We start from the raw sequence: 23,431 nt of genomic DNA on the forward strand, positions 1-23,431 counted from the left end.
GCCGGTAACTTGTTCGTGGCAAGTTACGGGCCTCACCTTACCGAATTTTTGGGGGATTTCACCATACAAGCGGTTGTGGGCGCCGCGAAAAGCGCGGCTGGGACAGCTTACACTACGCTCCAGCCGCCCCTAAACCGGACGTTATGCCCAAGGGAGATATGGAAATCATGTACCTATCGGCGAGAGAAATTGAACAGCTTGAGGGTGTCGAGAAACAGCACTTTTTGTATCCCGAGGGTGTCAGAATCAATAAACCTCTGGGTGATGCGGTCGGACTCCAGAAGATGGGCGTGCACCAAGTCTCTGTTCCCGCTGGCCACTACTCGACGGAGTACCATGTTCATCATTATGAAGAAGAGTGCATTTTCATTTTGTCTGGTAGTGGTGTGGCGACTTTGGGGTATGAGCGGCAACGAGGGAACGCTGGTGATTTCATCGGCTGCCCCATCAATGGTAAGGCACACGATATGTTCAACGATGGTGTCGAGCCCGTCGTTTGTTTGGTTATTGGGCAACGTCTCGATCAGGATGTGACTGATTATCCGAGGCTCGGTAAAAGATTGTTCCGGAATAGCGGTGAGTGGACGGTAGTGGAGCACTCCGACATCCAAACAATCAAAAGCAAAAAGGCATAACAAGTCATGGCACTCGGACGGCCGCAAAGCGGCCGCCGGTGCTTCAGCGTTAAAAGCTAAAGGGAACCTTCGGTGAACAAGGAAGACCTTTCCCCAGAAGACCAAGCCTACTACAAGCGTTTTGAGTTCAAGCCGTTACGAGTATTGCTTTATCTGCTGGCGGTAATTTACTTGGTGTTTGTTTATGCAGTCGGTGGTTCCCAATTCAGCGGAGGCTTTTTCAGCGGCGCGGTCGGAACCTTTGTTCTGATTCAGGGTATCGATCTCTCTCAAAGACGACTGATCTTCATTGGCGGATTCCTGACAGTTGTGAGCGTCTTCCAGACAATATCGTCGCTGTTGTAGTGACTACCGAGTGCTTTGTTCAAAAGCCTTTAACAAATAGTTGTAGTACATTTCGGGCCTGGGGCCCTACACCGGACGCCCATTTCGCTGCGCTACACGGGGCTGCTAAACACGGGCGTTATGCGCTTGAGTAACTGAAATATTGAGAGCGTATAAATTGAAGTTGTGGAGATGGGAAAAAGGTAGGCAGAATACCGGCTATGAAAAGCTTTTCGTGCTCGGTTCGAAATGGCCAATTCCTTTTGATTGTTATCTTCTGAGATTCAGAGAAGGTGCAGAAATTCCACCCCATAAAGATAGGGTTAGTTCAGGTAGCCACTACCGATTGAATGTAGTTATAAAAAAGGCAAATTCTGGTGGTGAGTTTCTGTGTGATTCGCCAATTTTTGAGAATTCGAGGGCAAAGTACTTCCGTCCAGACCTGTCAGAGCATTCAGTATCAAGGGTGGTTTCAGGTACACGTTATGTGCTCAGCCTCGGTTGGGTGCGGCACGCATAACAAGGCGCAGCATTCGCCCGCAAAAAAGCGTGGCCTGCGATGTCCTGCACTCCGCTTCACTTCACTCTCGGTTGTCGATCACCATCAGAGTATGAAAGCTGACAGACATAAAGTGTCTCCGAAAGTGGTAGCAGATTACCAGCCTATACTGGGCGTTAATAACTCAGGCTCCGAGGGGATGGCGCCGAACACGGCTTAAAGAAAGTAGGTCCAGTATTAAGTGCGTCATGCCCCAAACTTTTTCGGTTAGCCTCCGGGGCAGTTTCCCACCTAAGATTAACTATCTGCTCGACCGAGAGCTCATCCTTGCCGTTATGACAAGAGTCGATCTGTTGGCGTTGGATATGCACCTGCGTAGGTCCCGATACATTCAAAGAAGCTCAGTGGCACCGTTTTCTCTCAAAGAGCGCGCTGTTGGGATTGCCAGCCCATACCGAATGGCGTGCCGATTAACCGGAATAGGACGCGAAATAATCGCTGCCAGACTGAGTGAATTAAAGCTATCCCTAGTGCTGAAAACTGTGCCGGCTAAAGCACTGTTCGAAAGAACCTCGGCTAGTATGTGAGCATCACGAAAGCCAGTGGAATTCGAACATGAACAAGCCTTACGTAAAGCTCGATAAGAATGATGCAGCTGTTCTCCTTGTAGATCACCAGTCCGGCCTGATGTCACTGGTGCGTGACATCGAACCTGACATGTTCAAGAACAATGTGCTGGCCCTTGCCGACCTGACAGAATACTTCAAGCTGCCGGCAATTTTGACGACAAGCTTTGAGGATGGGCCGAATGGTCCCCTGGTCCCAGAACTGAAAGAGAAACTTCCCGACGCGCCATTTATTGCCAGGCCGGGCCAGATCAATGCCTGGGACAATGAGGACTTCGTCAAGGCTGTAAAAGCCACGGGCAAGAAGCAGCTGATCATTGCGGGAATTGTCACCGAAGTCTGTGTGGCGTTTCCGGCATTGTCCGCGATTGAGGAGGGATTCGAGGTGTTTGTTGTGACAGATGCGTCGGGGACCTTTAACGAGCTTACTCGCCACTCGGCGTGGAACCGGATGACGCAGGCCGGTGCGCAACTGATGACATGGTTCGGCCTCGCCTGTGAATTACACCGGGACTGGCGCAACGATGTAGAAGGGCTTGCCACACTGTTTAGCAACCATATCCCGGATTATCGCAACCTGATGACCAGCTATGACAGGGCGGGTTCAGGAAAGTAGAGGATCCTTGTGGCGAGGTGAATTTATCCTGCTTGCCTCGAGCCCCCGAAATAGCGGGCTTTGGAGTGGTGTAACCGGGGCATGGTTGGCACCGCTTGTGGCAATGGCCTGGTAACGCTGTCCTGGCGCGACGGAGACAAATATCGTGAAATCGGTAGCTTACTTTCTGCTGGCAATTTGCGCGGGCTATGCGGGTACGACGCTGGGTGCGCCCGACCTGATTGTCACCAACGCGAAGGTGACAAGCTTCAGTGGTGGCGACAACCTCACCGCCTTTGCTGTCAAGGATGGTGTCTTCACTGAGGTCAGTGAAAATGCCGACGAACTGCTGGCAAAGAAGGGCAAGGACACAAAGGTCATTGATGCCGGTGGGCGCCGCGTAATCCCGGGACTCAACGACTCCCATGTGCACGCCGTCAGGGGTGGGCGCTTTTACAACACCGAGACCCGCTGGGAGGGCGTGGAAAGCCTGGAAGAAGGGCTGGAGATGATCAGCGAACAGGCCAGGCGTACCCCGGAAGGCCAGTGGGTGCGGGTGATCGGCGGCTGGTCCCCCTACCAGTTCAGGGAAAAGCGCATGCCCACAGTGGCGGAGATTAACCAGGCTGCGCCCGATACCCCGGTATTTGTGCTTTTCCTGTACTCCGGTGGGATTCTCAACAAGGCGGGTATGAAAGCCCTGGGCGTCAACCGCGACAGTGTGGCCCCCGAGGGAAGCCGCTATGAGCGGGACGACCAGGGTAACCCCACCGGGAGACTCATCGCTGATCCCAACCCGATGATCCTCTACCGGACCATTGGTGCACTGCCAGCACTGAATGCGGAGCAGCAATACAATTCCTCGGTCCAGTTTTATCGCCACCTGCTCAGCCTGGGCGAGACAAGCTCGGTGGATGCAGGGGGAGGCGGCCACCAGTTCCCGGATGACTATAAAGCCTCCACCAAAATGGCAAAAGATGGGGAGCTACCCGTGCGGATCTCTGCTTACCTGTTCCCCCAGGATCCCGGCAAGGAACTGGCGCAGTTCAAAAAGTGGATGGCCAATTACGATCACGACCAGAACCTTCACAGCGGCCACGAAAATGGCTATGTGGTAGAGGGTGGCGGTGAGTTCCTGGTCTGGTCCGCGGCTGACTATGAGAACTTCACCTCGGCGCGGCCGGACCTGAAGGAGAACGCGGAAGAGGAGCTGGAGGCGGTGGTGCGTCTGCACGTAAAGCAGGGTTGGCCATTCAGGCTCCACGCTACCTACGACGAATCCGTTGGCCATATTCTCAACGTGCTGGAGAAGGTGAACAAGACCCAGCCACTCAACAAGGTCCGCTGGGCCATCGACCATGCGGAGACCGTCTCGGACAAGAACCTCGAGCGGATCAAGGCCCTGGGTGGCGGGGTCGCGGTACAGGGCCGTATGGCCTTTGCCGGGGAGTACTTCATTGACCGCTACGGCAAAGAAGCCGCAGGTCGCGCACCGCCGATCCGCAAGATGCTGGAGATGGGTATCCCGGTGGGGCTTGGCACCGACGGCACCCGTGTGGCCAGCTTCAACCCCTGGGTGACCTACTACTGGGTTGTTTCCGGCCGAACTGTTGGCGGAACCGAGTTATACGGTAAGGACAATCGCCTGGACCGCAAGACGGCACTGAAGCTGTTTACCAGAGGGTCCGCCTGGTTCTCCGGTGAGGAGGACAGCAAGGGGGATATCGCGCCGGGAATGGTGGCCGATTTTGCCATCCTCGATCAGGATATATTCGAGGTGGACGAGCGCAAGCTGCTGGATACCCGGGCCGACCTGACCGCAGTCAATGGTGAAGTTCGGTACGCCTCCGAGGCGTTCCCGGAATACCACCAGCCGCCGACAAAAGCCCTGCCCGAGTGGTCACCGGTGAACAGCATGGAGAGGCGCTAGCTGATAGTCCAGCGCCGCCGACGAACATTCGCTTTGCACCCATCCTACAGAGCTGGCGCGGATGCGTAGTTCCGGGAAGATGCACTTTCTATCCACCGGATTCGCTACCATTTCCCTGCTGTTGAGCGTGGGGGGAATGGCGGATTCCAGTGGCCTGCCCCCGATAGAAAAATTACGCTACCAGGAGGACTATTCCGAACTGGCGAATAGGCCGCCCGCATCCTGCTGGCCGGACTGCTGGAAGTATATCCCGCTTGGAAATCGCTCCGGCCGCTACCTGACCATCGGCGGCGAGGTGCGACAGCGCTACGAGTACACCGACAACCCCACCTTCGGTGAGGACGAGCAGGACAAGCATGGCGTCTGGCTGCAGCGCTATTCACTGCTCGGCGACCTGCACTGGAATCGACACCTGCGCTTCTTCGGCCAGCTCACCAGCGCGCTGGAAGCCGGTCGCGCCGCCGGCCCGAGCCCGGTGGATGAAGACGAGCTGGAGTGGCAGAACGCATTCCTGGACCTGGGGCGGGAGACCCGCGCCGGCCGTGAAGCCACACTGCGCCTCGGCCGGCAGGAGATGGTATTGGGCTCTGGTCGGCTTGTTGATGTCCGCGAGGGACCGAACGTCCGGCGAACCTTCGACGGTGGCAGGGGGTTCGTCATCGACAGTCGCTGGCGTATCGACCTGCTGGCTGCTCGACCCCGCCGGGACCTGCGGGGTGTTTTTGATGACGATAGCAATAACAACCAGGCGCTGTGGGGCATCTACAGCGTATTACAGCAGCCGTTGCCCTTCCCGGGTGACCTGGATCTCTACTACCTGGGGTACGAAAATGAGGACTCCACCTACGTGCAGGGGACTGCGCATGAGGATCGCCATTCCCTTGGCGCCCGTTACTGGGGCGAGGCAGGCAACTGGCGCTGGAACTGGGAGGCGCTCTACCAGTTTGGGCACTTTGGTCAGGGAGATATCAGCGCCTGGACCCTGGCGACCGAAACGACACGCCGATGGCAAGCCGTTCACCTGCAGCCGGCACTGAAGCTGAGCATTAATGTTGCCAGTGGTGACAGCGACCCGGACGACGATGACCTGGGCACCTTCAATCCGCTCTATCCCCGGGGGAACTACTTTTCCGAAGCTGCGGTTTTTGGTCCGCGCAACTTTTATAACTTTCACGTGTTTCTCTACCTACAGCCTTCAGAGAAACTGGCGTTTACAACTGACCTGAACCTTTTCTGGCGCCTGGAGAAGGAAGACGGGCTCTACAGCCCCAGCGGGCAGATAGTCCGGGGGCCCAACGGCAGTGACAACCATTTTGCGTTCACCGCGCTGTCACTGACTGCCGAATACACGTTCCGCCGCGGGCTGGCATTCACCGCGATTTACACCCATGGCAATCCGGAAAAGTTCCTGCGTGAAGCCGGGCCGTCCGAGGATATCGGGTTTACCGAAATTACATTGCAGTATCGGTTCTGATACTGGTCCGGGTGAACCCCTGCTTCGGGAAGCGCTTCGCTGTTCGGGGTGATCGGGCATTCCAGGCGGTGCCTGGTCTTATTGTTGTGGACGCGAAATTAGTATTAATCGCCCGGTCGCTGCCAGGCGCAACTTGCCCGGGATCGGGCAAAGGCCGAGGAGAGCGACTGTTATGCCCCTCATCGTTGGCTGCGCAGGCGAGGATAAAAGCGGGAGAGGGAAAACCTGCAAGCATGCCCCGGGTTCCCCGGGGCATGCTGAAGCTACTGTGGGCCCGTGTTCCCGGCGTTAAAAAGCGTAAGTGACGGCACCAAAGCCCTTGATCACACGGTCATCGTCGACAATCGGGCTGTCGGTGATGTCACTGCCCAGGTCTTCCACGCCGACACTGAGTATCACCCGCCAGTTTTCGGTAATCTCATACAGGCCGCCAAGGCCAACCTCGACGGTGACGGTGTCGCCCACGTTGTAAGCCGGGCGGGCCGGCGTAGCCGCGGAAACGGGAACACCAAAGTCATAGTCGGCCAGGTCGCTGCTCAGCCAGTTGACGCCCAGTTCCGGTGACAGGCGCAGCTTGCCGAACTGGAAACCGCGGGATACCCGCGCCACTGCACTGCCACCGCCGATCTGGTCCAGCACATCGTGCTCATAACCCAGGTCGAACTCGAAACCGTTGGGGCCCTCGTAAACCAGGCCCAGGCCCGCCATCAGCGTGCTGTCGCGATCGCCCAGGCCCTCCAGGAAGTCGGAGTCGTCCTCTTCGTAGGCACCGACACGATAAGTCGCCGTGATTGCCAGGCGCAGGGTGTCGCTGCCCAGGATGCCGTAACGCAGCGCCGGGCCTATCCACTGTAACCGGTCACCGAAATAGGTGATGGCGGGAATCGGCTGCACCACAGTGGTGTCGGAACCCACATACGGGCTGCTGCGGGTGATCACGCCCAGGCCCACGCCCCACTGGCCTGACTCGCCGAGAATCTCGTATAGCTCGATTTTGACTTCGTTGGGCCGGTCCTGCGCTACGTAGAAACTTGCCTGCTGGAAGCTGGGGGGGCCCTTGGGCTGGTAGTTGTTGGACAGGCCGATGCGCTCCCGGGGGATGCCGATAAAGTTGCGGTCAAGCGCCCGGTTATTGTTCGAGTCGAGGTACACGAGCACCGCGACCTCGCCGGCAGGGGCATCGGGAATCACGTAATTCTGCCCGGGCTGGATGTCATAGCGCACCTCGCGCGCGGGACGCCGGAAATCACCAAAAGCATCCGGGTCATCGTAAACCTGCAGTACGACCACTCCCTCTGGCGGCAGGTTTTGCATGCGAACATTAATATCGGCTGCGCTGGCAGTCGCGGATGCGAGCAACGAGAACAGCAGTGAAAGTACGGCTGGTTGTTTCATAAGCAGAGGTGGTCCCGGGAATTCCAACTTCTATGTACGCAGAGGCTGAAGAAGCAGATGACTGTTAATGCGGACCGCGCTCGCAGTGAATCACAGCCCGCAATCCGTTTGTCATTGCCTTCCTGCGGTGTGTCGCCCGTTGGCGCTTCAACATGCACCATGTAACAGTGTAGGAGTTTCACAATACCCCCAATGCAGAGTCTTCCATCGGCTTTGCTCCGGTGACCGGTTCGCATTGGGGGTTGCGCACGCGCAGGTAAGGGGACTTAACCCATCCGGGCGCGTTCAGCGTAGGGAAGGGAGAGGGCAGCTGCATGGCCGGGGCGGCCGAATTAGTGAAATCGGGAATATTTCGCAGTAGTCTGGACTTCTCATTGACTGATAATCAAAAAACTTCTGTGGAGCTAACTTGAAAACTGTCCAACGAGGACGCTTCTGCCGCCAGCGGGGCGTTGCCACCGGTGTTGCATTACTGGCTATCACCCTGCTGACCGGGTGCGAACCGGCTGCCGAGTCTCCCGGGGAGCGGGAGCAGCCCCGGGCCCAGCCGGTGGTGACGGAAACCGTGGCATGGCAGCCGCGGCTGGTGCGGGTTGAGGCCGTTGGTACCTCACGTGCGGACAAGAGTGTCACCCTGTACCCGGAAGTGAGTGGTGAGGTGGTGGAGGTGAGCCTCAAGGCCGGCGACCGGGTCGCGGCGGGCCAGACCATCGTGCAGCTGGACCAGCGCGACCAGCGCCTGGCGGTGCAGCTCGCGCGGGTGGCACTGGAAGATGCCAAACGGCTGTACAGCCGCTACCAGCGCACCCGGGACTCCGGCGCGGTGACCGAGAACGCCGTGGACGATGCCCGCAGTGCAGTCGAGCGCGCCCGGCTGAACCTGGACCGGGCCGAAGTGGCGCTGGACCATCGCTCGATCGAGGCGCCCTTCGACGGCTATATCGGCATTAGCAACATCGACCCCGGTGCGCGGGTCGATCCCTCCACAGAGATCACCACCATCGATGACCGCAGCACGCTGCTGGTGACTTTCCAGGTGCCCGAGTTGTTTCACGGCCAGATCGACGAGGGGCAGCCGATCTCGGTATCCACCTGGTCCAACGGCGACCCCGGCCACCAGGGTGAGGTGATCGATATCGACAGCCGGGTGAGCCCGCAGACCCGCACCTTCACGGTGCGGGCGCGGGTTGATAACGGCGACGACCGGCTGCGCCCGGGCATGAGCTTCCGGGTAACCCTGAAGCTGGCGGCGGGCCGTTACCCGGTGGTACCGGAAGTGGCGCTGCAGTGGGGCAATGATGGCGCCTTTGTCTGGGCCGTGGACGGCAGTGGCAAGGTGCGCCGCGTGCCGGCCACGGTGGTGCAGCGGCTGCAGGGTGCCATCCAGGTGGATTCCGACCTGCCCGAGGGGATGTCGGTTGTGACCGAGGGCACCCAGCGAATGCGCGAGGGCATGCCGGTGGCCAATATGGCGAGGTTGTAATCCCATGAGCAATGATTCCACTCGCGACAGGGATTCCGCAGTGAACCAGGACGCCGGGCCACACCGGGGTGACCTGGCCTCCCTGGCGATCCGCCGCCCGGTACTGGTGCTGGTGCTCAACCTGTTGATTGCCATTGCCGGTATCGCCGCATTCAGTGCGGTGGAAGTGCGCGAGCTGCCGGATGTGGATGTACCGGTGGTATCGATCCGCGGTGAGATGCCCGGCGCTTCCCCGGAGACCATGGATTCCGAGGTCACCAGCATTGTCGAGGGGGCGGTGGCGCGGGTCTCCGGCATCAGGAATATCCAGTCCTCCAGCGAGGAGAACAATTTCCGTATCCATGTCGAGTTCAACACCAATGTGGACCTGGATACCGCCGCCGCCGATGTGCGCGAAGCGGTGAACCAGGCCCAGCGGGACCTGCCCCAGGACGTGGAGCGGCTGGTGGTGGTCAAGGCCGCCGACCAGCCGGAGCCGGTGATCAACCTGGCGGTAACCAGCGAGCGCCTGCGTGATGAGGCGCTCACCTACATCATCGAGAAAGACATCGTTCCGGAGCTGATCTCGATTCCCGGCGTTGCCGATGTGCCCATCTCCGGCCAGCGCCAGCGCGTCCTGCGGGTGGTGCTGGACCCGCTGCGCCTCACCAGTTTTGGCCTGTCAGTGAGTGACGTGGCGGCGGTACTGGAGCAGGCACCGCTGGATGTACCCTCCGGCAGTTTCCGCTCGGAGGACCAGCAACTGCTGGTGCGCACCGACGCGTCGACGGTGACCGAGGAACAGGTGCGCGATATCGTGATCAGCGGCACTACCCGCATTGGCGATGTGGCGCACGTGGCGTTCGGGCCCGAGGATGTGCAGTCGCTGGTGTACCTGAACAACCGGCCGGTAATCGGCCTGGGTATCGTGCGCCAGGCGCAGAGCAATACCATCGATATCAGCGAGGACGTGCGGCGGGTAATCGACAGCCTGAACCTGCGCTTCGACAATCTCGAAATCACCGTGACCGAGGACCGGGCGGTATTTATCCAGGGTTCGGTGCGGGAGGTGGTTACCAGCCTGTGCTTCACCATCGCCATCGTGATTGCCGCCATCTGGCTGTTCTTTGGCAATATCCGCACCACCCTGGTTCCCAGCACCGCCATTCCCATCGCCCTGGTGGGCACCCTGGCGGGTATCTGGTTGATGGGCTTTTCCATCAACATCCTGACCCTGCTGGCGATTGTGCTGGCCACCGGCCTGGTGGTGGATGACGCGATTGTGGTGCTCGAGAATATCCAGCGGCGCCGCGCCCAGGGCCTCGGGGCCCGGGCGGCCGCGGTGCTGGGTACACGCCAGGTGATCTTTGCCGTACTGGCCACCACGGCGGTGCTGGTCAGTGTGTTTATCCCCATTTCGCTGCTGCCCAGTACCGCCGGGCGCATGTTCCGCGAGTTCGGGCTGGTGCTGGCCACGGCGGTGGCGCTGTCCTCGGTGGTGGCGCTGACACTGGTGCCGATGCTCACCGCGCGTATTACCCGGGATGAGCGGCAACAGCGTCCGCACCCGGTCTACGAGCGCCTGGTGGGTATTGGTGGTCGTATCGCGAACGCTTACCAGCGCAGCCTGGTCGCCTGCCTGTGCCATGCCCGGTTGAGCTTCGCGGTGGCGCTGATGCTCGCTGTGGGCGCGGGCGGGCTCTACCTGGTGCTGGGCAAGGAATTGCTGCCATCGGAAGATCGCGGGCTGATCCGCGTCGATGCCACCGGCCCGGATGGCGTGGGGCAGAATTACATTGCCCGCCAGGCGGAACATATCGAGGATGTGGTGCGACCGCTGGTGGAGCGCGGCGATGCCACCGATATCATTACGTTGATCGGGCGCTACGACCCCAACCGGGCCCGGGTGACCCTGCCCCTGGCGGACTGGGAGGAGCGGGAGATCTCCCAGCAGGCACTGGCCGGGGAAATTGCCGGGCCGCTGGCACAGATACCCGGCGCCCGAATTCGCGTCAGCAGCCCCAACAGCCTGTCCCTGCGCGGCGGTGGCGGCGGGATCGAGATTGCCCTGGTGGGCAATGACTACAACCGCATCTACCAGGCCGCCCGGGAGATGGCCCGCGCCATTGAGGACCGGCTGCCCCACCTGAGCCAGCCGGATATCAGTTACCGGCCCACCCAGCCGCAGCTGTCGATCGAGATCGATCGTCGCCGTGCGGCGGACCTGGGGGTGCCGCTGGAAAATATTGCCGTAACCCTGCGGGCAGTGGTCGATGGGCTGGATGTGGTGGACCTGAATGTGGGCGACCAGGCCGTACCGATCATGCTGGAGGCCGCCAACACTACCGTCTCGTCACCGGAGGACCTGGTAAACCTCTATGTGAAGAGCAGCAGCGGCGAGCTGCTGCCGCTGTCGAGTATGGTCAGCCTGCGCGAGGAGAGCGTGGCAGCGGAGCTGGACCGGCACGGCCAGCGTCGCGCGATCGAGATCGATATGGGGCTGGCTCCGGGCTACCCGCTGGCAAGCGCGGTGGAGGAATTGCGTGCCCTGGGAAGCGAGATCCTGCCGCAGGATGTCGGCATCCTGTTCCAGGGCGAGGCCGATACCCTGGAAGAGAGCTCCCGCGAGGTGGCGATGACCTATGCCATCGCCGCCCTGGTTGTATTCCTGGTGCTGTGCGCCCAGTTTGAGGGCATCAGCAGTGCCGTGATCGTCATGACCACGGTACCGTTCGGGCTGGCCGCGGCGGTCTACGCGCTGTTCCTCACCGGTACCACGGTGAACATCTTCTCCCAGATCGGGCTGGTGATGCTGATCGGCCTGATGGCCAAGAACGGCATCCTGCTGGTGGAGTTCGCGGACCAGCTGCGCGACCGTGGCCACAGTGTGTACGAGGCGATTACCGAGGCGGCACAGGTGCGCCTGCGCCCCATCGCCATGACCATGCTCTCTACGGTGCTGGGCGGGCTGCCGCTGATCCTGAGTAGCGGTCCCGGCGCCGAGGCGCGCGGTGCGATCGGCTGGGTGATGTTCGGTGGCCTGGGGCTGGCGGCGCTGTTTACCCTCTACCTGACCCCGGTGGTTTACCTGGGGCTGGGGCGCTTCCACAAGCCGCGCTCGGTGGAGAGCAGCAGGCTGGAGGAAGAGCTGCAGGCGGCTACCGGCAATTAAGTCGGGCCTGGAATTTTGCCCTGGTGCCGGCGGTGGTTTTCCTGTCGCCGGTAGTTTTCTCTACCTGGACCTTTCCCCGGGACAGGAACAGGCTGGTTGATAGCGGGAGGTGGCCATGGCCAGTAAAAATCCGGGCGGGCTGAACGCAAACGGCTGGGTGACTTTTCTCGCCCATTTCCTGTTTATCCTCGCGGCCTGGACCGTTTTCATCAAGTATCTCTTTCCCATCGGTTACGCGCTGGCGAACGGCGAGCCATGGATGCGCTACATATACTGGGATTTCTGGCCGGTGATCCATGTGTGGCTGGGTTGGGCGTTGCTGGTGCGGCCCACTTACCTCTACCGTCTTGCGCTGGTGGTGTCGCTGGTGGAGATACTGATTATTGGCACCAAGTTCGCCCAGTTTCTCGTGCAACCCGAATGGTCTATCTGGCGCACCAACTGGTTTGTAAACAAGGTGTTCGTACTGGCCTGTTTTATCCTGTTGCTGGCCACGGCGTTACTGAAACCAGCCTCCCTTGAAACCCGAGCCCTTAAAACCAGAGTCCCTTAAAACCTGAGTCCCTTAAACCCGCTACGCCACTCAATTCCGGGAGGCAGCAAGCATGACGACAAACACTCACGCGAAGACTGGCCGCCGGCAATTCCTCAAGCTGGTGTCTACGGGTCTGGCTGCCATGGCAATGTCCCCGGTACTGCGAGCCGCACCCGATGGCCTGTTGCGCAAGGCGATCCCCGCCACCGGCGAGCAACTGCCGGTGATCGGGCTGGGTACCTGGCAGACGTTCAACGTGGGCAGCGACCCGGAATTGCTGGATGCCCGTACCGAGGTGCTGCGGGCATTTTTCGATCATGGTGGCGGGCTGGTGGATTCCTCCCCGATGTACGGCTCGGCACCGGATGTGATGGGCTATGCCCTGAAAAAACTGGGTGTGCCCGAGTCACTGTTTTCCGCCGAGAAAGTCTGGAGCCCGGCGGGCGGATCCGCCCGGGAACAGTTCCAGCAGCTCGCGGCGCGCTGGGGCCTGCCGGAATTCAACCTGCTGCAGGTGCACAACCTGGTGGACTGGCGACAGCAGCTTGAAACCCTGCGCGAGCTGAAGGCGGAGGGCAGGATCCAGTATATCGGTATCACCACTTCGCACGGCCGCCGCCACCGGGAGTTCGAGCGGGTAATGGCATCTGAAGACATCGATTTCGCCCAGCTGACCTATAACATCACCCACCGGGAAGTGGAGGCCCGGCTGCTGCCGCTGGCACGGGAGCGGGGTATTGCGGTAATCGCCAACCGGCCCTACGACGGTGGTCGCCTGATCAAGGGCCTGAAACGCAGCGAAAATGTCCCCGCCTGGGCCAGGGAGGAGTGCGGCTGCCAGACCTGGGCCGACTTCCTGCTGAAGTTTATTGTCAGCCACCCGGCGGTGAACTGCGCCATTCCCGCCACCACCCGGGTCGAGCACCTGAACGAGAATATGCGGGCTGGCAATAAACCGCTGCCATCCCCCGACTGCCGCCGGAAAATGATCCGGCATATCGAGTCGCTATGAGCGAATGGTCCAGCTACCGCCTGGAGGATTTCATTCCCTTTACCGCGGATGTCTATTATCGCCTGCTGGAACGGATGGGCGAGGATTTCTGGCCGCTGCACCTGCTCACCCTTTTGCTGGGAGGCGTAATTATTGTACTTGTCCTGCGTGGGCGTGCGCGTCTCGCCTGCCTGCTACTCGCCCCGGCGTGGGTCTTTGTGGGGGTGGGGTATTTCATGCTGCGCTACGGTGAGCTCAACTGGGCCGGGCAGGATATCGGCTGGGGGTTTGTGCTTGAGGGGATCATGCTCGCCGCAGTCGGTGCCAGCGGGCTCGGTATCGATCACGCGCCACGATTCAAAACCCTACCGGTGATGCTTGGTGCGCTGCTGGGAGTGCTGGGATTGTTCGGCTTGCCAGTGATTGCCCCGCTGCTGGGCTACGGCTGGTTCCAGGCGGAGACCTTCGCCATCCACCCGGCGCCCACCGCAATAATGACGCTGGGTGTGGTACTGGTGGCGCTCCGTGGCATCGGCCTGTGGGTGGCCGCGGTTATACCCCTGGCCTGGATTGCAATTTCGGGGATGACGTTACTGGTGCTCGAGGCACCCTGGGCACCGCTAACCTTTACCGTCCTGGCAGCGGGGCTGCTCGGCCTGGTGTGGAAAACTGTGGCCGGGCTCAGGCGGTTGCGCGGAGGCGGGGCTCCCGCCTGAGTTGGCAGGTTTAGTTCGGCGTACCGATGGCCTGCAGCTGCTGCACCAGAGTTGCGAACGCCGGCGTGCCCGGGTGGATCCAGTCGAAGTGGCCCGCGCCCGGTTCCAGCACTCGGTTTACTTCGGGTCCGCCCAGCCGCTCGAACTGTGCCCTCGGCACGATCGGGTCCAGCTCTCCCTGAAGCAGTGTGACCGGGGCAGTAATCTTCCGTTCCGCCGGATTGGCTTCGGTGTAGGCATTGCCGTTTACCTCCGGCATGCTGCCCATAAACTGCGGTGTCGCCTGCTGGCAACTGTTGTCTCCGGCCGCGTACAGCTTGATATCCGTGATCGCGGCCAGGCCCACGGCAGAAACCGGGGGTGCTTTCCCCGGAAACATTTGCTCCCAGTCCGACGCCGCCAGCAGCGCCAGGTGGCCGCCGGCGGAATGTCCTATCAGGATAACCTGGTCGGGCGAGACCCCAAACGCCCCGAGTGCCGGCAGTGCACGGATCCCGCGCTGGATATCCTCATAGCTGGTGGGCCAGCCTCCTCCGGTCTCGCCGCTGCGGCGGTATTCGAGGTTCCATACCGGGTAGCCATGGCGCGCCAGCGCCGTCGCGAGTGGAAAGGTGTGGGTAATATCGTAGGCGCTTAACCAGCAACCGCCGTGGATCAATATGATCAGCGATCCGCTGGATTCTGTGTTTTTCTGTGGCAGCCACAAGAGGCCGTACTGGCTTGGGTCATCGCCGTAGGCAATTTTGTGTTGGTGTGGCCGGTGGGGCAGGGCGGTGGTGTCGGAGTAGGCCGGATTTGCCGATACAGGTGCATAGCCATCGATGGTGTTATGAGCATCACCGGGAAAAAGCATGGCCGTAGCCAGTAACAAGCTGAGATGGCCCATAAAAGCCTCCTGGTTATTAGTTGGAACTGCTGTGCTACCTCCGCGAACTGTTCCCGGCTGACCTGGCTCCTGCAATTGCTTCAGCCCGGGGCTCCAGTGATAGTATCGCTTTAATGGTTTGTAAGGGACTTTCAATCAGGCTTAATCAAGGATTTTAGAATGGGGGTAGGGGATAACTCGGCGAATGACACCGAGGGACGGGCTGCTGAAAAGCTGGGAGGACAGTCCGGGCGCGAGTTTTTTATTGTGGTTCTGCTCGCAATCATCGGGTCAGAGATGATCTTTGCCAGGTTGGGCTTTGACTACAACATGTTCTCCGATCCTTTCAACTTATCCAGTTTGTTGTTTGATCTCGGCATATATGCACTGCTTTGTCTTGTGGTGACGAGACTGTATCGCCTGCTGTCGATTGCCTGGCGAGCGTTTATAAATTGGTTTTATTGAGTGCCATGGCAGAGTGCAAGGCGCATGGTGATCCCGGGACCGAGAGCTCCGTTTTTCCGAGCGCAGGCCGGGTGTGCTGTTACGATACATATTCATGTATTGTTGGAAGTTTTCGGTGTAAATAAAAATAGGGATGATAATGACCAGATATTTGATGGGGATGGTTTCCGGGATGTTATTGGCACTGGTTGGTTACCTGGCCCAGGCGGCCAGCCTGCCGCCCCGGGATACTTTCTGGCTGTCCGCAATGTTGCTGTTGATGATAGGCCTGATCACCTTTGCCACATTCAGGGTCAAGGCTTTTCGCGATTAACCCGGCGTGCTGTCGGGTGAGGCTGTTTACCGTTTCGAAGTATTTCGGGTATCGGTAATTGTGTGCCTGGATAACAAGGAGGGACAACTGATGCAAAATGAGCAATCCGCCAGGGAGGCATTCAAACAATGGTGGCAGAGTGCCTCCAGCATCGAGCAGCGCGCCCTGATCACCCTGGGGGTGATTCTCAGCGGGGTCCTGGTTTTTTGTGCTGGGGTGCAGGCAGGCAAGATCGCTGCGATGCTGTTATCGGCAAATTAGCAGAGAACCCGGTTAGCGGATTCAATATTTTCTGTCGTTGTCGGGGGGTGCTCTCTTCCCGGGGATCCCGGCTCCGGGATGTCCCGGGTAGATTACACGCCAACCGTCGTTAGCTATCAGTCCACGGCGGCGGCATGACCGCAGGATGCCCGTTCATCTATCACCGCGCGGACTTCCCCGATGCGGACTATGATGGCGTGGTAGTGTCGGGAAGGGTGGTCGGTGTCGGTTTATATCGGCGCCGATGGCGGTGAAGAGGGCGTCAAGCTGGAAGGCGGGCCCTGGCAGCCGGGGCGCTCTTAAAAAATCCTGGCACCTGGATTGACGCTGGCGCCTTTTCCCGGGAGCGGCGCAGGTACTGTGGAGGAATAAAATGGAATTCCTGATTTTATTGATCGTGCTGGTCGCCCTGCTGGTGCTGCCGCTCAAGATGGCGGCGGCCATGTTGGGGGCCCGCAATACCGGCGCCTTCTATTGCCTGTTTGCGTTACTGCTGGCGGTAATCATCCAGCGTTTTGTCGGCGGCATGATTCCCGGGGTGACTGCGGAATGGGGCATGCTGATCACCATTCCGCTCGCGGCCATTGCCTACATGCTGGTGCTGGGTACCGGATTCCTCAAGGCGATCCTGATTGCCATCGTGCAGGGGCTGATCATGGTCGGTGCAGTCATCCTGTTTGGCGGGCTCCTTGCGGCATAAGCCCGCTTTCGTCAGTCGCTGACCGGGGCCAGTGACAGTTTTACCAGGTCGCTCTCTGCCAGCATCGACCTGACCCCGATCATGCGGTCCGCCCGTGGATGCAGGTCAAAGTGCAGCCGGAAGCGGTTGTGGGCCAGCAGCCGCTCCATCCGCCTGCCATCGTCCAGTCTGATACGCACTACGAAGGCATCGTTGCCGCGATGCTCGGTGTAATACAGCCAGTCTCCCCGGACCTGCCAGCGATTGGGCTGGGCTGAGGCCACTTTGCCCAGTTCCCGCCTCGCAGCGGCCTGGTCCACGCTCACGAGCAGCCATGCCCGATTTTGTTCGTCGATGGCAACCGCGCGGCCATCTGCGAGGATGCGCAGGGCGGCGTATCCGTGCAGTAACGGGGCGTGCCGGCCGGTTCCGGGCTGGAAGCGATAGATTACTGACGCACCTTTTTCGCGCCTGGCGTAGAAGAGGGCACTGCTGTCCGCTGACCAGGTGGGGGCGCTGGCGAGATCCAGGTCGCTGGTAAGGTAGTGCAGCTCCCCGCCTTCACCGGAAACCGTGAACAGACGGCGCCCGGCGATACCCGCCACCATGGTGCCATCGGGACTGGCCTGCAGGGCCTGTATCCGAGTCTCCACCGGCAGTGATACCAGTGTTTTCCGCCGTTGTTGCGGGTCCTGGCGCTGAATGTAGAGCCGGTCGCGAGCCAGTGACGCGTAGAAGAGACGTTCGCCGCCGCGGGAGTAATGAGGGAAATCCTCCGCGCCGGGCAGGTCAAAGCGATCTGCAGCCATTAATGATTTGGCGGCGAAGGGATCCGGCTGCTCCTCCAGGTCGAGGAAGTTGCCGTTATGGCGGCGCATCAGGAAGCAGTCATTGCCACACTGGAAAAACAGGTCGTTGATAAAGCGGTCCGGTGTGGGCCGGGGCACAAAGCGGTCTTCATCCAACCGGTATTCCATTAGTTCGCCATTGAATCCCGACAGCCCGATGCGCAGTCCATCCGGGTGCCATGCCAGCCGGTCAACAGGAGTGGTGAGCAGGCGGGTATGCAGGAGTGTGCCTGTGGCCAGGTCCAGCACCAGCAGCTCCCGCTTGTTGTCCTCAAGCCCCCGCAGCAGGGCAAGCCGGCGGCCGTCATGGGATTCCCGCGCAAAGTAATCGCCCACACCGTTGACGCTCGGTGCCGTTAGCTGGTGCAGGGATTGCCGGGTGAGTTCCAGCCGCCAGATTCCCTGGGGCTGGCCGGCATCTTTCAGGTAGATGGCCTCGCCGGAGCGAGACCAGCCCTGCAGGTAGCGGCGCTGGCCATCTCCCTGTGGCAGCGGGCGCGGGTCGACAATACCGGTTTCCGGATCGTAGCCCGCCAGGTAGTGCTGTAGCTGTTCTCCCTGGCTGCGGGTATAGACCAGCCGGGTGCCGTCGGGGGACCAGTGGGCATTGGCGTAGTTGGCGCTGTCCCAGGTAAGCCGCTGCACGCGGCCGGAGGGCAGCTCCTTGGCGTAAAGCTGCAGGGTGTCGTCTTTACTGGCGCGGTGGGAAAACACCAGTCGCTCGGCAGCCGGGCTGTAGTCGGGACTTACCTCGGAGCCCGGGAGACCGGTCAGTTGCTCGATCACCGCTTCCGGTTCGCCGGCCCCACGACCATCAATGGCCGTCATCGCGATGGCGGCTACCAGGACCGCTGTGATACCGCTAGCGGCGATCGCGATGGCCATTCTGGACGTGCGCCTGCCTGTCGTGACTGGCCCCGTCCTGGCAATCAGTGCATAGCCTTTCAGGGGCAGGGTGCGGAGATAGCGGGGGTCCCGGGCATTGTCTCCCAGGGCCTCGCGCAGTTTCTTCACCATGGCCCGCACGGCATCGTCGCTCACCACCCGGTCCGGCCAGATCTGCCGGTTGATGGTATCGCGGCTCACCGTTTCACCGGCATGCTTTACCAGCAGTGCCAGGAAGGTACTGACCTGCGGCTCCAGCCGGTAGGTTTCTCCCCCGCGCGAGAGCTTGCCGTTGCGCGGGTCGAAATGGAACTCGCCAACCCGCCAGCTATCTGCGACGGGCTCGCCGGATTGTTTTTCTTTTTTCAAATCAGCCACTTACACCTTGTGACCGGCTGTGACCAGTGTCCCGCGCCGGCCTTCACAGGTGTTCACATTCCTTCCTTTGCGGACCGCAGCGGGCACGCCGATATTCCCCTCATTAAATCACAGCCATGCCCCTGCGGGCATGCCGACAAACCAGGGGGATCCCACATGAAAACACTGTTGTACTGCACCGTGGTATTGCTGATATACGCGACCGGCACTGTCGCCCAACCGGAAGCAGGTCCGCCGCGAAACCTCCACGAACTGGAGCAGGCGATTGAGGCTATCGGGGCCAGGGCCCGAACGCCGGGCCTTGCCGTCGCCCTGGTAGGTCACGGTGGGTTGCTGTGGCAGCACACCGCCGGCATGGCAGACCTGGCGGCAGGACGGCAGGTAACCGCCGACACACAGTTTCGGCTGGGGTCCATCTCCAAGATGTTTGTCAGCCTGGCGGTGATGAAACTGGTAGAGGAGGGCCGTGTCAGTCTCTCGGATCCCCTCGCCCGGCTGGCGCCGGAGATCGAGTTCCACAACCCCTGGGAAGGGAAGCACCCGGTACGACTGGTGCACCTGCTCAACCACAGCAGTGGCTGGGACGCGCCGCATTTCCCGGAACTGGTGTCCGCCGGGGGTGAGCCCATCAGTATCCGCGCAGCCCTGGCACTGCACCCGCATTCACGCACGTCACGCTGGGTGCCGGGATCCCGCTCGGCCTATAACAATACGGGCCCGTTAGTGGCCGCCTACATCGTGGAGAAGTTAGCGGGCATACCTTACGAGGAGTTCGTGCGGCGCCAGTTCTTTGTGCCGCTGGCTATGAACGACAGCGGTTACTTCTATTCGGACAACTATCGCTCACACGCTGCCACCCCCTACCGCAGGGGGCGGCCGCAAGGTTACTGGCACCTAAACAACCGCGCTGCCGGTGGGCTCAACAGTAGCCTTACGGACATGGTGAAATTCGTGCGTTTCCTGCTGCAGCGGGGTCGCGCCGGCGAAGACAGGTTGTTGTCCCCGGCATCACTGGTACAAATGGAAAGTCCCCGCGCAACGCTTGCCGCGGATGCCGGGCTGGAACTCGCCTGGGGGCTGGGCAACACTGTATTCCGGCACGATGACACGGTGTTTTTCGGCCATGAGGGAAGCCTGCCCGGTGCCCGTAGCCTGCTTGCCTACCAGCCGGAGCTGCAGAAGGGCTATGTGATCCTGGCCAACGGTGAAGGCCCGGCGGTGGCGGAAATTCACCGGCTGCTGTCGGCCTATATCGCCCGCACCAGCCAGCCGGCTGAAGTCCAGCCGGCACGTGCGCTGGCACAGGCAGACCTGGCCATGTCGGGCCTGTACCGCTCGATCAGCCCGGTCTCCGGTCGCTTTGGTTTTGTTGCCAGCCTGTTGCCCTGGAAGCTGCAGGTTCACGACGGTGTTATCACCGTCGGGCCGGTGCTGGGTGGCCCGGTGCGAGAACTGGTGGCGGGTTCCGGAAATACCTACCTGCAGCCGGACAGCGGGCGGGTGGCCCTGGTACGGGCTGAAGATCCCGTGGCGGGAGACGTGCTGCACTACGGGCCGCAGACACTGGTGAAGACCGGTGTGCTCGTCGCCTATGCGCCATTGCTGCTGTTGGTTCTCTGGCTCGTCTGTACCCTGGCCGGCCTGCTGATGGCACTGGTATGGCTGCCGCGGTTGCTACTGGGCCGCGGCTCCCGCGGCGCGAAGGTGGCGTTGCGGGCCTGGCCGATGCTCACCGTACTGGCGCTGGGAATGGCAATAGCGGGCGTGTTGCTGGCATTCGGTGGGCCGAGCCCCTACGCCGAGGCCGGTCGTGTCTCTGTGCCAACGCTGCTGGTATTCAGCGGTACCGTCCTGTTTCCGCTAATGGCACTGTGGAGCCTGCGGGTCTGGTTCCGCCACCGGGATGCGGGTATTGGTCAGGTGGGGCGTTTCACTTTCTGGCATGCCACTGCCATGGTGATGCTGAACCTGGCACTGGCTGCCTACATGTTCGGCTGGGGCCTGATGGGAATCCGGTTGTGGGCCTAGTGCCTGCAGCCAGCCGGGTCAGTGGCAGCAGCTCAGGGCTGCTGTCCCCGGATGATGGTCAGCACGATCTCGCCCACATTGAAGCCCCACTTGCTCAGGCTGGACTCGTTGATCAGCACCCTGTCGGACACCAGGTACATACGATCGTCGACATCCACCTCGATGGTGTCTCCCTTCCAGGGCACCTGCAGGGTATAGCGGATAAACATGGCGTTGCCGCTGACGCGGACCTTGGCCGGGCCGACCACGTCGCCGGCAGTGCCGGAGAAGGTACGCACGCCGGCACTGTCGGCTCCGGTGGGTACAAGGCGCCAGTCGCGGAACTGCACCTCGCCGTCGTCGAACACGAATCGTTCCTCCAGCAGGCCCTCGCCATTGTTCCAGCTGCCCTTAAGCTGCGCATTGAACGTGCGCGTCACGCGGCCGGAGCGATCCTTGAGGATGCCGTGCGCAGTCAGTGGGCCGCGGAAAAATTCTTCCGGCACAAACTGTGGTTGCCGGTCGCGATACGCGGAAACATCGGTACTGGAGCAGGCGGCCAGCAGCAGGCTGGCCGCGACAAGCAGGACTACACGGCGTATTGCAGTTCCGGGCATCGGGATATTCCTCTCGGAGGTTCGCAAAAGGACTCTACGCCGGCCAGCAATATCCGGATCAGGCAGTGGCGCGAACTCAGTCCACGGCAAGCCCTGCCTGCTCGAGCTTCTGGCGCAGTGGCGCCAGCTGCCCGGCAAACTCCCGCCAGCGTCCCACGGAGCGGGCGTGCAGGGGCTGGCGTACCTGGGAGGCACTGGCGGTGGCAGCGGCGGCCCCGGAGCGGTGGAACTCCAGGCAGGCCTCCTCGAACGGCAGGCCCAGGTAGTCCAGCAGCCGTTCCGTCTGCGTGCGCTGTTCCGCCACCAGCACATCGTAATTCACGCTGTACAGGCGGTCGCCAAGAAGTGCCTGCCAGTGATCCATCAGGGCCCGGTACTCCACGTAGTAGTCCGCCAGCTCGTCGAGCCGGTAAGAGTAGGGATAGGCATCGGCGAACAGCTGCTTGTAGATGGCGAAGCAGCTGTCCATCGGGTTGCGGTGAACGTGGACGAAGCGCGCCCGGGGAAAGGCTTTGGCCAGCAGCCCCAGGTAGAGGAAGTTGCCCGGTAACTTGTCGGTGAAACAGGGCACATCACCACGCAGGTGGCGGATGCTTCCCAGGTAAGTTTCGGCAGCTTCAGCCGGATTGATACCGGCCGCGGCCGCGGCGATCTCGGCATTGACCAGCCCGGGGACTGTGAGACCGGTGCTCCTTTTCACCGCCAGTGGCCACTGGTGGAGCTCTCCCAGCGGTTGCACCCGGGAGTGGCTGCCGAGGACCTGCTCCACGAGGGTGCTGCCGGAGCGTGGCAGGCCCAGGATAAATATCGGGGCAGCATCGCTGTCTGCGGTTTTTCCCGTGGCCGTGGACTCGAGCCAGTCCCGGTCGAACCCCTGCCGCAGGGTTTTGAACAGCGCCCGGTCCGCAGCCGGGGTGTAATCGGTACGGCGGCGCTGGGCCTCGGCGCCGGCATGGTAGTGGGTCCAGGCGCTGTCCCAGTCCTGCAGGTCCTCGTATTCCTTGCCGATGGCATAGTGCAGGAACGGGCGGCCAGGGTGGTTGGTGCCGAGCCCCGATACCAGTTTCTCCATCGCCTCGATATGCCCACGGTCCCCGGCCCGGTGGATCTTCGACAGCTGCCAGTGGCTGCGGTAGTGGCCGGGGTCCTGCTGCAGGGCCTGTTCGAGGTAGGTGCGTGCGCGTTCCTTTTCACCCAGGAAAACCTCTACCGAGGCGGCGTTGGAGAGGATGGCCATATCCGCCGGAGCCAGCGCGGCGGCGCGGCGGAACAGCGGGGCGGCCTTGTGCTGCTTGCCAATATGGCTGTACACCGTTGCCACCAGGTCCAGTAGCTTGGCGTTGTCGGCCAGCTGCGGAACACAGCGGTCGGCCTCCTGCTCTGCCTCCACATGCATACCGGCCTGCACCAGGCAACGGGCGCGCTGGGCGCGGGCATCAAAGCGCCCGGGGTCCAGTTGCAGAACCCGGTCGAAGGCCTTGAGTGCCATACCGGGTTTGCCACCCTCGGCTGCGGCAAGGCCCAGCACCAGGTGCGCATCCGGCTGGTCCGGGTCGCGCTGCAGTACCTCGATACTCAATCGGGTGGCGGTGCGCCAGTCCCGCCTCTGCATGGCGTCACGTACCTGCTGCAGGCGTCGGGCGATATCGGTGTCGGGCATGGCGTCAGTACCTCTGGGTTTGCATCTCGAGACGGCTGCCCGTTGATGTTAGCGGTTTTTCCGGGGACGGGAAAAGCGGGCACAAAAAAGCGGGGCCGG

20 protein-coding genes are annotated in these 23,431 nt (G+C 61.1%); 15 read left to right on the forward strand and 5 right to left on the reverse strand.

Annotated elements, in window-relative coordinates; all coding sequences use genetic code 11:
• The first annotated feature begins 158 nt into the window (after positions 1 to 158).
• The 5 genes from LVD10_RS14715 to LVD10_RS14735 all read left to right on the forward strand — a co-directional run bounded on the left by LVD10_RS14715 (position 159) and on the right by LVD10_RS14735 (position 6,083).
• The gene (locus LVD10_RS14715) at positions 159 to 635 is read left to right on the forward strand and encodes a cupin domain-containing protein (RefSeq protein WP_237064118.1); all 477 of its coding nucleotides are present in this window, start codon (positions 159 to 161) and stop codon (positions 633 to 635) included.
• Positions 636 to 707: 72 nt separating this feature from the next.
• The gene (locus tag LVD10_RS14720; protein WP_232940633.1) at positions 708 to 980 is read left to right on the forward strand and encodes a hypothetical protein; all 273 of its coding nucleotides are present in this window, start codon (positions 708 to 710) and stop codon (positions 978 to 980) included.
• 1,093 nt (positions 981 to 2,073) lie between these two features.
• Entirely contained in the window at positions 2,074 to 2,700 is a 627-nt protein-coding gene (gene ycaC / locus LVD10_RS14725; RefSeq protein WP_237064120.1) for an isochorismate family cysteine hydrolase YcaC, read from the forward strand.
• Between the two features lie 145 nt (positions 2,701 to 2,845).
• A complete protein-coding gene (locus LVD10_RS14730; RefSeq protein WP_237064122.1) occupies positions 2,846 to 4,609 on the forward strand; it encodes an amidohydrolase in 1,764 nt (587 codons plus the stop codon).
• 61 nt (positions 4,610 to 4,670) lie between these two features.
• The gene (locus tag LVD10_RS14735; protein WP_237064124.1) at positions 4,671 to 6,083 is read left to right on the forward strand and encodes an alginate export family protein; all 1,413 of its coding nucleotides are present in this window, start codon (positions 4,671 to 4,673) and stop codon (positions 6,081 to 6,083) included.
• 288 nt (positions 6,084 to 6,371) lie between these two features.
• On the opposite strand, the gene LVD10_RS14740 is transcribed toward LVD10_RS14735, so the two are convergent.
• On the reverse strand, positions 6,372 to 7,478 hold the full coding sequence (locus tag LVD10_RS14740; RefSeq protein ID WP_232940637.1) for a MipA/OmpV family protein: 1,107 nt from the start codon (positions 7,476 to 7,478) through the stop codon (positions 6,372 to 6,374).
• A 409-nt stretch (positions 7,479 to 7,887) separates the two neighbouring features.
• Between LVD10_RS14740 and LVD10_RS14745 the strand changes: the two genes are divergently transcribed.
• From LVD10_RS14745 to LVD10_RS14765, 5 genes are all read left to right on the forward strand, one after another.
• The gene (locus LVD10_RS14745) at positions 7,888 to 8,961 is read left to right on the forward strand and encodes an efflux RND transporter periplasmic adaptor subunit (protein ID WP_237064126.1); all 1,074 of its coding nucleotides are present in this window, start codon (positions 7,888 to 7,890) and stop codon (positions 8,959 to 8,961) included.
• Between the two features lie 4 nt (positions 8,962 to 8,965).
• Positions 8,966 to 12,112, forward strand: a complete 3,147-nt coding sequence (locus tag LVD10_RS14750; RefSeq protein ID WP_237064128.1) for an efflux RND transporter permease subunit — start codon at positions 8,966 to 8,968, stop codon at positions 12,110 to 12,112.
• Positions 12,113 to 12,227: 115 nt separating this feature from the next.
• Complete coding sequence (locus LVD10_RS14755) at positions 12,228 to 12,665, forward strand: hypothetical protein (protein WP_232940640.1); 438 nt, start codon at positions 12,228 to 12,230, stop codon at positions 12,663 to 12,665.
• A 52-nt stretch (positions 12,666 to 12,717) separates the two neighbouring features.
• Positions 12,718 to 13,659: an aldo/keto reductase gene (locus LVD10_RS14760; RefSeq protein ID WP_232940641.1), complete on the forward strand. Its 942-nt coding sequence runs from the start codon at positions 12,718 to 12,720 to the stop codon at positions 13,657 to 13,659.
• Positions 13,656 to 14,354 carry a DUF6064 family protein gene (locus tag LVD10_RS14765; protein ID WP_232940642.1) on the forward strand — a complete coding sequence of 233 codons (699 nt, stop codon included), beginning with the start codon at positions 13,656 to 13,658 and terminating at the stop codon, positions 14,352 to 14,354. Before LVD10_RS14760 ends, LVD10_RS14765 begins: the two co-directional genes overlap by 4 nt.
• A 10-nt stretch (positions 14,355 to 14,364) precedes the next feature.
• Here the strand turns inward: LVD10_RS14765 and LVD10_RS14770 are convergent, their stop codons facing one another.
• Entirely contained in the window at positions 14,365 to 15,240 is an 876-nt protein-coding gene (locus LVD10_RS14770) for an alpha/beta hydrolase (protein ID WP_237064130.1), read from the reverse strand.
• A 159-nt stretch (positions 15,241 to 15,399) separates the two neighbouring features.
• Between LVD10_RS14770 and LVD10_RS14775 the strand changes: the two genes are divergently transcribed.
• From LVD10_RS14775 to LVD10_RS14790, 4 genes are all read left to right on the forward strand, one after another.
• Positions 15,400 to 15,684 carry a hypothetical protein gene (locus LVD10_RS14775; RefSeq protein WP_232940644.1) on the forward strand — a complete coding sequence of 95 codons (285 nt, stop codon included), beginning with the start codon at positions 15,400 to 15,402 and terminating at the stop codon, positions 15,682 to 15,684.
• 139 nt (positions 15,685 to 15,823) lie between these two features.
• Positions 15,824 to 15,997, forward strand: a complete 174-nt coding sequence (locus LVD10_RS14780; RefSeq protein ID WP_232940645.1) for a hypothetical protein — start codon at positions 15,824 to 15,826, stop codon at positions 15,995 to 15,997.
• Between the two features lie 90 nt (positions 15,998 to 16,087).
• On the forward strand, positions 16,088 to 16,258 hold the full coding sequence (locus LVD10_RS14785) for a type II secretion system protein M (protein ID WP_232940646.1): 171 nt from the start codon (positions 16,088 to 16,090) through the stop codon (positions 16,256 to 16,258).
• Between the two features lie 373 nt (positions 16,259 to 16,631).
• The gene (locus LVD10_RS14790; RefSeq protein WP_232940647.1) at positions 16,632 to 16,958 is read left to right on the forward strand and encodes a hypothetical protein; all 327 of its coding nucleotides are present in this window, start codon (positions 16,632 to 16,634) and stop codon (positions 16,956 to 16,958) included.
• 11 nt (positions 16,959 to 16,969) lie between these two features.
• Here the strand turns inward: LVD10_RS14790 and LVD10_RS14795 are convergent, their stop codons facing one another.
• Entirely contained in the window at positions 16,970 to 19,039 is a 2,070-nt protein-coding gene (locus LVD10_RS14795) for a winged helix-turn-helix domain-containing protein (protein WP_237064131.1), read from the reverse strand.
• Between the two features lie 165 nt (positions 19,040 to 19,204).
• Here LVD10_RS14795 and LVD10_RS14800 point away from each other — a divergent pair, with 165 nt between their 5' ends.
• A complete protein-coding gene (locus tag LVD10_RS14800; RefSeq protein WP_232940649.1) occupies positions 19,205 to 21,076 on the forward strand; it encodes a serine hydrolase domain-containing protein in 1,872 nt (623 codons plus the stop codon).
• Positions 21,077 to 21,108: 32 nt separating this feature from the next.
• On the opposite strand, the gene LVD10_RS14805 is transcribed toward LVD10_RS14800, so the two are convergent.
• Both LVD10_RS14805 and LVD10_RS14810 read right to left on the reverse strand, forming a co-directional pair.
• Positions 21,109 to 21,672 (reverse strand): DUF3833 domain-containing protein, encoded by a 564-nt coding sequence (locus tag LVD10_RS14805; RefSeq protein WP_237064132.1) that lies wholly within the window; start codon positions 21,670 to 21,672, stop codon positions 21,109 to 21,111.
• 76 nt (positions 21,673 to 21,748) lie between these two features.
• Complete coding sequence (locus tag LVD10_RS14810) at positions 21,749 to 23,332, reverse strand: tetratricopeptide repeat-containing sulfotransferase family protein (RefSeq protein ID WP_237064133.1); 1,584 nt, start codon at positions 23,330 to 23,332, stop codon at positions 21,749 to 21,751.
• Positions 23,333 to 23,431: the final 99 nt, after the last annotated feature.

The sequence above is a fragment of the Microbulbifer zhoushanensis genome (assembly GCF_021729055.1).
GTDB classification, from domain to species: domain Bacteria; phylum Pseudomonadota; class Gammaproteobacteria; order Pseudomonadales; family Cellvibrionaceae; genus Microbulbifer; species Microbulbifer zhoushanensis.

Coding starts and splice junctions, on each gene's coding strand:
- LVD10_RS14735 (WP_237064124.1), top strand. CDS start 4,671: ATGCGTAGTTCCGGGAAGATGCACTTTCTATCCACCGGATTCGCTACC.
- LVD10_RS14785 (WP_232940646.1), top strand. CDS start 16,088: ATGCAAAATGAGCAATCCGCCAGGGAGGCATTCAAACAATGGTGGCAG.
- LVD10_RS14800 (WP_232940649.1), top strand. CDS start 19,205: ATGAAAACACTGTTGTACTGCACCGTGGTATTGCTGATATACGCGACC.
- LVD10_RS14755 (WP_232940640.1), top strand. CDS start 12,228: ATGGCCAGTAAAAATCCGGGCGGGCTGAACGCAAACGGCTGGGTGACT.
- LVD10_RS14790 (WP_232940647.1), top strand. CDS start 16,632: ATGGAATTCCTGATTTTATTGATCGTGCTGGTCGCCCTGCTGGTGCTG.
- LVD10_RS14780 (WP_232940645.1), top strand. CDS start 15,824: ATGACCAGATATTTGATGGGGATGGTTTCCGGGATGTTATTGGCACTG.
- LVD10_RS14810 (WP_237064133.1), bottom strand. CDS start 23,332: ATGCCCGACACCGATATCGCCCGACGCCTGCAGCAGGTACGTGACGCC.
- LVD10_RS14760 (WP_232940641.1), top strand. CDS start 12,718: ATGACGACAAACACTCACGCGAAGACTGGCCGCCGGCAATTCCTCAAG.
- ycaC (WP_237064120.1), top strand. CDS start 2,074: ATGAACAAGCCTTACGTAAAGCTCGATAAGAATGATGCAGCTGTTCTC.
- LVD10_RS14770 (WP_237064130.1), bottom strand. CDS start 15,240: ATGGGCCATCTCAGCTTGTTACTGGCTACGGCCATGCTTTTTCCCGGT.
- LVD10_RS14775 (WP_232940644.1), top strand. CDS start 15,400: ATGGGGGTAGGGGATAACTCGGCGAATGACACCGAGGGACGGGCTGCT.
- LVD10_RS14740 (WP_232940637.1), bottom strand. CDS start 7,478: ATGAAACAACCAGCCGTACTTTCACTGCTGTTCTCGTTGCTCGCATCC.
- LVD10_RS14765 (WP_232940642.1), top strand. CDS start 13,656: ATGAGCGAATGGTCCAGCTACCGCCTGGAGGATTTCATTCCCTTTACC.
- LVD10_RS14805 (WP_237064132.1), bottom strand. CDS start 21,672: ATGCCCGGAACTGCAATACGCCGTGTAGTCCTGCTTGTCGCGGCCAGC.
- LVD10_RS14715 (WP_237064118.1), top strand. CDS start 159: ATGGAAATCATGTACCTATCGGCGAGAGAAATTGAACAGCTTGAGGGT.
- LVD10_RS14750 (WP_237064128.1), top strand. CDS start 8,966: ATGAGCAATGATTCCACTCGCGACAGGGATTCCGCAGTGAACCAGGAC.